Source organism: Thauera sp. AutoDN2 (assembly GCF_051280715.1).
In the GTDB taxonomy this organism is placed as follows: domain Bacteria; phylum Pseudomonadota; class Gammaproteobacteria; order Burkholderiales; family Rhodocyclaceae; genus Thauera.
The window spans coordinates 110,908-117,526 of record NZ_JBNCAR010000010.1; the positions used below are offsets into that span (position 1 = coordinate 110,908).

Annotated in this window: 5 protein-coding genes; 3 read left to right on the forward strand and 2 right to left on the reverse strand. The window is 58.6% G+C overall.

From position 1 onward, the window contains the following. Positions 1-112 precede the first annotated feature (112 nt). Together ACPT9U_RS08305 and ACPT9U_RS08310 are read left to right on the forward strand one after the other, a co-directional pair. The gene (locus ACPT9U_RS08305) at positions 113-1,291 is read left to right on the forward strand and encodes a tyrosine-type recombinase/integrase (protein ID WP_435750558.1); all 1,179 of its coding nucleotides are present in this window, start codon (positions 113-115) and stop codon (positions 1,289-1,291) included. Continuing rightward, positions 1,288-2,097, forward strand: coding sequence for a hypothetical protein (locus ACPT9U_RS08310; RefSeq protein ID WP_086248011.1), 810 nt, complete (start codon positions 1,288-1,290; stop codon positions 2,095-2,097). The genes ACPT9U_RS08305 and ACPT9U_RS08310 overlap by 4 nt, the downstream gene beginning before the upstream one ends. A 202-nt stretch (positions 2,098-2,299) precedes the next feature. On the opposite strand, the gene istB is transcribed toward ACPT9U_RS08310, so the two are convergent. Next, a complete protein-coding gene (istB, locus tag ACPT9U_RS08315) occupies positions 2,300-3,052 on the reverse strand; it encodes an IS21-like element helper ATPase IstB (RefSeq protein WP_002943443.1) in 753 nt (250 codons plus the stop codon). Next, entirely contained in the window at positions 3,049-4,590 is a 1,542-nt protein-coding gene (gene istA / locus ACPT9U_RS08320; RefSeq protein ID WP_021250780.1) for an IS21 family transposase, read from the reverse strand. The genes istB and istA overlap by 4 nt, the downstream gene beginning before the upstream one ends. A gap of 724 nt (positions 4,591-5,314) precedes the next feature. Here istA and ACPT9U_RS08325 point away from each other — a divergent pair. Continuing rightward, a complete protein-coding gene (locus ACPT9U_RS08325; RefSeq protein ID WP_002943440.1) occupies positions 5,315-5,965 on the forward strand; it encodes a hypothetical protein in 651 nt (216 codons plus the stop codon). The last annotated feature ends 654 nt before the right edge of the window (positions 5,966-6,619 follow it).

A 6,619-nucleotide genomic window follows, 5' to 3' on the forward strand; every position in this document is an offset into this window, starting at 1 on the left:
CGTTTCCCGAGCAGCCAAAGCATGGCTGAGTACGACAGTGAGTACGGATCTTGGGGGACGTGCGGATAAATGAGTATAGTAACGCTGTCGCCATGACAAGGAGTCAGCCACCATGCTTACCGACACGCACTGCCGCAACGCCAAGCCCAAGGAGAAGCTCTACCGCTTGAATGACCAGCGCGGGCTTTACCTCGAAGTCAAGCCCAACGGAGTCAAGGCTTGGCGATACCGCTTCACACTGGATGGCAAGGCCAGCATGTTTGCGCTTGGCGAATACCCTGCCGTTACGCTCTCTGAAGCCAGGGAACGCAGCGAGGCCGCACGCAAACTGGTCAAGCAAGGCATCAATCCCGCCCAGCAAAGGCAGCTCGACCGCATCCGGCAAGCCAGCGAAGCTAAGAACACCTTCGAGATCGTAGCCAAGGAGTGGCTGCAGACAAAGGACTGGGAAGATGTCACCAAGAACCGGCGTCTGGATATGCTGGAGCGCGTGGTGTTCCCCAGTATCGGCAATATGCCGGTTCGCGAAATAACGCCAGCCCATGTCCTGGACATCCTGCAGAAAACAGCAAAGCGTGGCGCCCCCACGGTCGCCGCCGAGGCGCGGCGCACCATGTCCGCCGTATTCGAGTTCGCCGTCGCCACCCTGCGAGCCGACAGCGACCCGGTTTGGCCGGTACGCAAGGCGCTACCAGCAAACAAGACCCAGCACAAACCGGCGCTGAGTAAAGAGCAGATCGGCAAACTGCTGAGCGACTTCGCAAACCACCACTGCAGCTTTCAGGTAAGTCATTGCATGCAACTGATGTGGTGGACCCTGGCGCGACCGACCGAAGTGGCCGAGGCGGCCTGGGATGAGTTTGACCTTGACAAGGCTGTTTGGCGTATCCCGGCGCAGCGCATGAAAGCACGCAAGGAGCACGTCGTGCCTCTGCCACGACAGGCAGTGGAGATGCTCAAAGGACTGCATGCCATTACCGGCAACCGCAAGCACTTGTTTCCTGGCCGAGATGATCGCAACGCCCCTATGTCCGCCGCATCGCTTCGCCAGGCACTCAAGGTTTTGGGGTGGAGTGGCGCCTATAGTCCACATGCCACGCGGACCAGCGGCAGTACCCGTCTTAACGAGATGGGCTACCGTCCCGATGCCATCGAGGCGCAGCTTGCCCATGCCGACCAGAACAATGTGCGTCGCACCTACAATCACGCCACCTATTTCGATGAACGTCGCGCCATGATGCAGGAATGGGCGGACAGATTGGACGAATGGAAAGAGCAAGCACAGGCATGACCACAAAGATCATGGCTCCAGATATTCCCAACTCCGATGCCGTCGCCGAGCTGCGCACCAGAGCAGAGGCAACCTGCGACCGATATGGCGTTCAGCGCCGCGAGCAATGTGTAAATGCTTTTCTGCGGCTGGCAGAAAGTTTTCGTTGGCGTACGATGCCGCCCCCTGAAATTGAAGAAGGCACACTTGAGCAACTAAAAAGACTCCGAGATGCGGCGTCCCGGTTAAGCAAGGCGCTTCGAAGCCTGGACGAAGAGTCGGCAGCGCTATTACCCGAATTTCTGAGGAAGGACCTGCCTACCCATAAGCTGTTCTGCGAGTCGCTACACTCCGTGAGCAGGCAACTATCAGCGTCCGGAGCAAGCAGAGAACATGAGGCCAAGGAGCTGATCGCGAAGCAATTTATCGTCACCTGCCAGCAATTCAGAATTCCGATCAAGTGGAGCAAAGAGTTCGAGTACCACTCGGTGAACAGCAAGAACGAGCCATCCGCCTATCTCCTCGGCGCCATCTATGCTGCAGGCGGCATGAAGGCCGATGCTGATACCACGCCTGCTCATCGCGCCAATCACTATCTGGGGCGTTTCAGCAAAGGATTTACCGTCGCTATCGATGGAGTTGTAGTCCGGGTGCTGCTGAAGAAAACAGTGATAGAGCCCAATCTTTACATGTCCCAGATAATGAAAGCCGTCTCCGAGGGACGTGAACCAACCCTGCCCACAAGCAGCATCCTTACGGCATCTTGCCAAGGATACGAGCTTGGATTGTCTCGGCCATTTTGTGAAACATTCTACTGGCACAGCTGAGGCCACTGCTCGACACCGGTTTGCATGCTGGGTGATTTCAGGCCCGAGAATATGCGTATTCCGATCGTTCGTGACCGGTCAGTCCAGTTCGACGTGATCACCAGTTCCGATTCGTACTGATCAGTCGTCCCGGTGCTCGTGAGCACCAGGACGGCACCGTGACCGCTAAGCTGACGTCACGCTCATCGTTCCAGCGACATGATCACGCTGGGGGCATCTTCCGCTTTGCCTGAAGCTTGCGCATGGATTCACCCTTGAGCGTAATCCGGTGCGCCTGATGCACCACGCGGTCAAGGATTGCGTCTGCCAAGGTCGGATCGGGGAAGAACCCATGCCACTGGTCTGTTGGGAACTGGCTTGTGATCAGCAAGGATCCGGTACGCATCCGCCGATCCACCACATCCAGCAACACCTGCGCAGCTTGCGAAGAAATCTCGCTCAGACCGAAGTCGTCGATGATAAGCAAACTCGGTTTAATCAGACCGGCCTTGAGCTTAGGCAACGAACCGTCATGGCTGGCAACTGCGATCTCTTGATAAAGATCGCTCGCCCGGAAGAACGTAGCGGGTAAACGCTGTCGGCAAGCCTGAGAACCGAAGGCACATGCAAGCCATGTCTTTCCGACCCCCGTTGCGCCAAGGACGATCAAGTTAAGCTGCTGTCGAATCCATTCGCAACTGGCCAGCGAGGCGATGAACCCTTTGTCGATATCTCGCGAAGCTCGGTAATCGGCGTCTTCGAGCGATGCGGATTCAGGGAATCCTGCACTCCGCACGAGCCGCTTCAATTTCTTCGAGTCACGTTCAGAGGCTTCATGCTCGACGAGCAACCCGAATCGGTCATCGAAAGAGAGTTGGTGAAGCTTCGGCTGCTGCAACTGGACCGAATACGCTTCGGCCATCGACGTCAATCGCAATTCACGTAGGCGGGAGATGGTTTGATGGACGCCGCTCATGTGTTTTCTCCAAAGTAGCTCGCACCCCGCACATTGTCGTGGGCTGGCCTCGGCGCCGTGCCGCTGACAGAGTGGGTGCGTTTGTCGGGTGCCTGCTTGAGAATGGAATCGAGGCTGCGCAATGCCGTAATGTTGAGCGATAGCGCATATGCACACGCCTCTTCGAAGCGTTGGTCGCCGTGGATACGAGCCAGATCGCGCATCCGCCGGGCTGCTTTCAGACCATTGACGGCATCGGATCGGTTTTCCAGGTGATGGCGAATCATTGCCGCCGAGCCTTCCCCTACCGACTCGGCCCATAGCATGAGTGCCCTCGGTTCGCCCTCAAGCACGCGGACATGCGCTATCGGACGATGCTCAGGCAACGTCTGGACTGTGCCTTCGCATTGTGCCAATGCGTGCAAGGCAACGCGCTGGCCGCGATGCATGACCTCGAGCATCGATCCGGTGTAACGCAGATCGACACGCTGTCCGCGCAACTCCGACGGCACGGAGTAGAAGCTCCGCGCATGTTCGACATGGTAATCGTCGCCAGCCCGCACCCCATATCGCCAATCGCATAACTCGAAGGGAATGGGCGGCAGGCGCTTCAAAGTCGAACGCTCGGTTTTCTCAAATCGTTCGATGCGGGAGCCTGACATCTTCTTGAAGGGATGAGCGTTCAGCGTTACCACGAGCCTCCTGAGGGCGTCATTCAGTTCATCGAGGCTAAAGAATGTTCGGTCGCGAAGTGCGAACAACACCCAACGCTGTGCGATCTGCACACCGACCTCGGCCTTCGCCTTGTCTTTCGCCTTCCTGACACGAGCTGGTAGTGCAGCGGTGTTGTAGTGCTGCAGGCACTCCCGGTAGGCCGGGTTGATAACGACGCGATCCTTCTCACGCCGCCAGACAGCCGCCTTCAGGTTGTCCGGCACAACCCAGGCCGGCACGCCCCCCATTGCCGCAAAGCAATCGACATGGCATCTCACCCAATCAGGGGTTTTCTGCGAGGCGACTGCCTGCAGGTAGGTCAGGTTCGAGTAGCCAAGCACGGCAACGAAGATTTGCGCATAGATCGAGGGACCGCCGCTTCGATCCCTGATCTCGACTGTACGGCCGGCGAAATCGACGAACAACTTCTCACCCGGGCGATGGGCCTGACGCATCACGATATGTTGTCGCTTCGCCCACGCCCGGTAACCGGCAGTGAATTGCGAGTAGGCGATTCCCTCCGGGCACTGACTGCGCCACTCCCGCCACAGCTGCTCGAGTGTGGCGTCGGGGCGCTGCATCTCGGCGTGCACCCAATCCCAATATGGCGCTCTCTTGCGTTGCGCGATGCTCTTGTTGCCAGTACCCAGAACCGCGTACCAGGCGTCGTCATCCAATGAATGAAGATCGGCACCAAAGGTGTCGCTTTTTCTGAGAATTCGGCGCATTTCGCGCACGGTGTTTGCGGAAACACCAACTGACCGTGCGATGGCTCGGTTGGACTGTGAGGTATCGTAGAAGTGCAAACGCGCGATCTCGCGCTGTAGGTGGATAGGCAGACGCAAGGGGGTAACTCCTCATGGGATGGCACCGGCGGTGCTGACCGGGCCAGACAAAATCACCCCGTCCGCGCAAGTTCGTCGCATGATTGACGAACGTGAACGCGCAGCTCATACTGATCGGACAAGATCCCACTTGTACCGGCAGCGATGCTGGCGCGACGCCCGAGGCAGCCCCCTCGGGCGTTCGCGTCTACGAGGTGGAGAATCGAGTTAACTGGGAGAGATTCGTCCTCCTGCGGATGCGCCCATTCGGGTCGCAGAAAGCCAATCCGCGACATCCAGCGTCAAGGCAAACCACCCTCGGCGATTGGGTACAGTGAAGAGCGGCACCATTACTTGACCACGTCGCCGTGCCTGTCTAAGTGATGCAACGCTTCGATGTCCTAGTGCCGCCGCGAGGGGCTCGCCGCCCAGCAGAGGACCGTGAAGGCGCAGGAGTGTCTCGCGCAATTCCTTGCGCAAGTGGGCCAGTGCTTCGGTCTGTTCAGGCAGCGAGTTCATCGAATACCTCAATGCGTTTGTCACGCAGTGTTCGTGACTGTCCACATTTTCTCCACCCGAACCGATAATTCGATTTTCTGTACTCCAGATAAGCCTTGTGCACACAATCATCAGACCAAAGGGGCGCGGTCGCCCGACCACCCAGCCTGTCGATCGCCTTCGGACACGACTTTGGTTTCGCGCGCTGCGGGACATATCTGGCCTGTCGTCCGCATACGCCATTGAGATGGCGCTCGACGGGGACCGCGTCCGCAAACGCGACACAGACGTCGCTCGCCCCAGGAAGTGGGACGCTTACGAGAAAGGGACACGGGTCCCCAATGACCGGCCCGGACCGCGCAACGCTGTCGAGCAGGCGCAAGCCCGATTCCCGGGCACGTCGCGCTGGTTCCGTAGCCCGTTGTGGCGCTACCTGAAGAAGGAGCCGCTCGATGCAATGCAGTTTGAGGAGGCGCTACGCACCCTCGAACCGCCGGTTACGGCATTACTGTTTGAGGCGGAGCCGCGCGAACACGAGCAAGTGCCCCGTCAGCGTCCCTTTGACGATGAAAGTGCTCGACAACTCATCGCGCTCGGTAGCTTCGATGCGCTAGTTGCAGCTGTGCTGATGGCAGGTCTGTCGGAAGTCATCGCCTCGCCCGATCTTCGAGAACGGGCGTTGCACGTTTACGTTGGGATTCAGGCGAAGCTGCGAGAAACGCCCCTCTTGGAAGGCATCTATCCTGAGCTGTTCTCGCTGATCGACTCGCGTTGCAAGCACTGGATCTACTTAGCGCCCAATCAGCGAATGGATGTCGTGATCTTCTGGCAGGGAGTCGAGGCGGAGGATGAACAGAGGATCTTTGGCGACGTCGGTGAGGATGGGATTGACTATTAAAACGGCTATCAGTCCTGACTAGCTGTTCGCGCCACTAAAAGTTCAACGGCAGCTTGCCGATTTGGCGAATTCACACTTCCGACCCACACCTGCCGTTGACTTCTCCGGGTTTCGGTCGGCGGGTAACGGGACTGAGCAGCCGTCCCCTAAGCACCCAACGATAGCGCCTTGGCGGGAGTGGTCGTTCGGGCCGACGAGATGAATCGCGAGCTATCAGCCACGTTCTGCAGCCTTGTCTAGCACCTCCAGGCGCACATACGCGCAGATGGCGCAATGGCGAGATCCTGCCCCCTACCCGAGTCGATTCTTACCAGCGTCGGATGAAGGGAAATTCCTCGGAGGGCGCGAATTACGCCCTCCGAACTGCGCACCGCTGAGGACGCTCAACCGCCCCCAAGTGCGCGATACAGTTCACTATCGCCTGATGCTTCGCACGCGTCGTCTGACTGAGGCCGAGTTCGCTGCCGAAGATCTGACGCTCGGCGTCGATGACCTCGAAGTAGCTGAAACTGTCTCTCGAGTGCCCAAGCGCTGGCGGCGGTAACAGGCCGGTCGTGTTCAGCTTTGTTCGACGCCTGCCCCTTCCCCGTGCCGATGAAGGTTCGACCCGTGCCTGTGGGCAGGCGTTGGACAAAGCCCGGGGGAGGAAACCGC